The 2,734-nt window shown below is 74.7% G+C and carries 2 protein-coding genes and 1 pseudogene; 1 reads left to right on the top strand and 2 read right to left on the bottom strand.

Annotation, left to right across the window (positions count from 1 at the left end; all coding sequences use genetic code 11):
- Positions 1-417: pseudogene (locus tag GTW67_RS01455) on the bottom strand (threonine/serine exporter family protein); the annotation flags it as partial.
- Between the two features lie 114 nt (positions 418-531).
- Positions 532-1,023: an inorganic diphosphatase gene (locus tag GTW67_RS01450; protein WP_007452023.1), complete on the bottom strand. Its 492-nt coding sequence runs from the start codon at positions 1,021-1,023 to the stop codon at positions 532-534.
- A 124-nt stretch (positions 1,024-1,147) separates the two neighbouring features.
- Between GTW67_RS01450 and dacB the strand changes: the two genes are divergently transcribed.
- Positions 1,148-2,695, top strand: coding sequence for a D-alanyl-D-alanine carboxypeptidase/D-alanyl-D-alanine endopeptidase (gene dacB / locus GTW67_RS01445; RefSeq protein ID WP_346010530.1), 1,548 nt, complete (start codon positions 1,148-1,150; stop codon positions 2,693-2,695).
- Positions 2,696-2,734: the final 39 nt, after the last annotated feature.

Genomic DNA, 2,734 nt, shown 5'->3' with positions numbered 1-2,734 from the left:
GTCGTCGTGCCGCTGCACCGTCTCCGGCGCGGGCCGCTCGGCCACCGGCATGCGCAGCATCGCCCGCATCCGGTCCTGCCACGGCACGTCCTTGGTCAGGCTCACCAGCGGGATGCCGCTCGCCGGAGTGAAGGCGGACGGCGCGGTCCACGCGCTGTACGTGCTCGGTGTGCTGAACGCCGACCCCTCCGACTCGGCGGGTGGCGCCGCGGGCACGTCCAGCCCCTGCGGCAGGGCGAACTCCGAGGTCGTCTCGGCCTCCGAGCCGGCGGCGCGGGACACGGCCAGCCCCTGCGGGATCTCGAACTCCGACGTCGTCGACGACTCGCCGTCGGCCGACGCTCCGACCCCCTGCGGCGGCCGGAAGGCGCTGTGCGCCTCGTCCGACTGCGGCTTGCGGTCCTCCGCCTCCATCACTTGCGTTGCGCTCCCTGGGTACGACACACCCTCCTGTAGCCCTCAGTATGCGCACCCAAACGTCGACGGGCCGCACGCCTCACGCGTGCGGCCCGTTACGGGAGGGGCTGCTGGTCAGTGGCCGCCCTGGTCCTTGAAGCGCTTGTAGGACCGCTCGATCTCGGCCTCGGCGTCGGTGCGGCCCACCCAGTCGGCGCCCTCGACGGACTTGCCGGGCTCCAGGTCCTTGTAGACCTCGAAGAAGTGCTGGATCTCCAGGCGGTCGAACTCCGACACGTGGTGGATGTCACGCAGGTGCTCCACACGCGGGTCGGTCGACGGCACGCACAGCAGCTTGTCGTCGCCGCCGGCCTCGTCGGTCATGCGGAACATGCCGATCGCGCGGCAGCGGATGAGGCAGCCCGGGAAGGTCGGCTCGTCCAGGATGACCAGCGCGTCCAGCGGGTCGCCGTCCTCGCCGAGGGTGTTCTCGACGAAGCCGTAGTCGGTCGGGTAGGCGGTCGAGGTGAACAGGCGGCGGTCCAGGCGGATACGACCGGTCTCGTGGTCCACCTCGTACTTGTTCCGCGAACCCTTCGGGATCTCGATCGTGACGTCGAACTCCACCGGACGCTCCTCCATGATCAGCACATAGTTCTGGTGGTTAAGTGTCCCTCACGCAGGTGTGTGATCGCGAAAGGGGCTGGTGGTAGTGCCAGAGCTGAGGCCTTGGCGGGCCGCGAGACCGCACGTGGTGCGGGCAGCGGGTGCCGTACGACCGCGTCTCGCACGCGCCGCCCGGGCCGCCCGGCCGCGTCTGACGCGGCTCGCGCGGGCCACGGCGCCGCAGCTCACCCGCGGGCCGAAGACCTGGCAGTACACCGCCGGCGCCGCCACCGCCGGGCTGGCACTCGCCGCCGGTGTGGTGACCGCCGCCGGCCCCTGGGACTCCACGGGTCAGCGTACGGCCGAGCGGGACCGGGCAGTCGCCCTGGACCGCACGGGTGGCGCAGATCACGGTCGCGGGTCCGCCGGCCCCGGCGCGGCCTCCCGCGAACCCCGGCCCGCCCCCAGCGCCGCATCCGTCCTGACCGCGCTCACCGGCACCTCCGGCACCGCCCCCGGCGGCGTCAAGGCGGCGCCGCGCGGCAAGGCCCTCGCCGACGCCCTCGGACCCCTCCTCGACGACCCCGCGCTCGGCGCCCGGCGCGGGGCGGCGGTCGTCGACCTGACCACCGGCAAGCGGCTGTACGGCGTCGGCGCCGGCACCGCGCTGACCCCCGCCTCCACCACCAAGATCGCCACCGCGGTCGCCGCCCTCGCCGCCCTCGGCCCCGACCACCGCCTCACCACCCGCACCGCCCTGGAGTCCGACACGGGCGAACTCGTCCTGGTCGGCGGCGGCGACCCCACCCTCACCGCCCGCGCGCACGCCGGCGGCCAGGCGAGCCTGCGCGCCCTCGCCGAGCAGACCGCCGCGGCCCTGAAGAAGCGGGGCGTGCGCGAGGTGACGCTGTCCTACGACACCTCGCTCTACGCCGGTGCGGAAATGCACCCGATCGGGGTCAACGAGAACCTCGCCCCCGTCACCGCCCTGATGGCCGACGAGGCCCGCACCGACGACTCCACCAGCGGCCCGGCCCCGCGCGCGAACGACCCGGCGGCGGAGGCGGCCCGTGCCTTCGCCGGCTTCCTGGGCGGACACGGCGTCAAGGCGTCGGCCCCGGGCCCCTCCAAGGCCACGGCCCGCGCCGCCACCCTCGCCGCCGTCTCCTCGCCGCCGCTGTCCGCCCTGGTCGAGCGGATGCTGACCAACAGCGACAACGACCTCGCCGAGGCACTGGCCCGCCACACGGCCGTGGCGACCGGGCAGCGCGCCGACTTCCACGGCGTCTCCGCCGCCCTCGCCGCCCGGCTGAAGGGGCTCGGCCTGCCCGTGCGGGGCGCGGTCTTCCACGACGGCAGCGGCCTCGACCGCACCGACCGGATCACCGCCGACCTGCTCACGGCCCTGCTCGCCGAGGCGGCCGACCCCGGCCGGCCCGAGCTGCGCCCGGTCCTCACCGGTCTGCCCGTCGCCGGCTTCACCGGCACGCTGAGCGGCCGCTACGCGGACGGCGCGGCCGGCCTGGTCCGCGCCAAGACCGGCACGCTGACCGGCGTGAACACCCTCGCCGGCACGGTGGCCACCCCCGACGGCCGCCTCCTGGCCTTCGCCTTCCTCACCAGCGACACGACAGACCCCCAGTCAGCCCAAACGGCCCTGGACAAGGCGGCAACGTCCTTGACGGCGCCGTAGCCGCCGTAGCTGCGGGCAGCAGTGCCGCTGGGGCGGCAC

It is taken from the genome of Streptomyces sp. SID5910, assembly GCF_009862125.1.
Taxonomy (GTDB): Bacteria; Actinomycetota; Actinomycetes; order Streptomycetales; family Streptomycetaceae; genus Streptomyces.
Note: the sequence above shows the minus strand (reverse complement) of the source record. Positions and strands in the feature narration are given on the sequence as shown.